Genomic DNA, 1039 nt, shown 5'->3' on the forward strand with positions numbered 1-1039 from the left:
ATAGAACAGTTCACATACCAAAGAGCAGGGTGAACGCTGAGGTGGAATGAGTTCAGCGACCCTGCAGGATGATCCTTCGGTAGAATCGTTCTTCAATGTCGTGGAAACGGAGACGTTGGCGTTATTCGAGCATCTCTCGTTCGGGTTTCTCGAAGGGTTCGACGTGTTCGCCCCGGCGCAGACGGGGCGAACACGAGATCTTGAACCACCTGAGATGATGCGTGGCTTCCTCCACTGCTATTACAAGGACATCTACGGTATCCGTCCAGTTGCACGAGAACTGAACAACACCGTTGTCTGGCTCAGCTGTGGCTTCGATCGACCGCCGTCGAGAGACGCGGTCGATCGCTTTCTCACCGACCTCGAACACGTCGTTGACGATATCTTTGACCGGCTCGTCGAGCAGGCCGCCCGGCGCGGCCTGCTCGACTTGACCTACTGTATCGATTCAACCGATGTGAGGACGATGCCCGCCGATCAAGACGCCTCGAAGTGCTACGATCCAACCGACGACGAGTACTACCACGGCTACGGTTGCACGATCGTCTCGACCGGGCAAAAGATCCCGATTGCAGCCGAGTTCACCGAGAGTAAGCAAGCGCCAGAAGAGACGGCGATGCGCGTCACGCGTGACGCGCTCGCCGTCGCTAAACCGATCTGGATGGTCGGTGACAGTGCCTACGATACGCTCGACTGGCACGACCACCTGCTGGCCGCAGGAGTCGTGCCAGTCGCTCCGTACAATGCGCGAAACACTGGCGACCCGAAGGACATCAAGTACAGGGTCGAAGACCGCATCGACCAACATAGCGAGGACGTTCAACTGAAGCAATCCACGTTGGATGAGACGTACAACCGCCGCACAGGAGTCGAACGGACCAACGAATCAGTGAAGAGCTGCGGCCTCGGGCGAACGCACGCCCGAGGCCGCGTCCATGCACGAGCACAGGTGTTCCTCTCGCTGTGCCTTCGCCTCGTCGTCGCTATCACCAACTACGAACGCGGAGACAATCCGGGAAGCACGATCATCACGGTGTGA

At 58.3% G+C, this 1039-nt stretch carries 1 protein-coding gene; it reads left to right on the plus strand.

What is annotated here, in order from left to right:
• The first annotated feature begins 46 nt into the window (after window positions 1-46).
• Window positions 47-1039, plus strand: coding sequence for a transposase (locus tag ACWUI7_RS13460; protein ID WP_496642716.1), 993 nt, complete (start codon window positions 47-49; stop codon window positions 1037-1039).

Source organism: Halorubrum orientale, assembly GCF_059623105.1.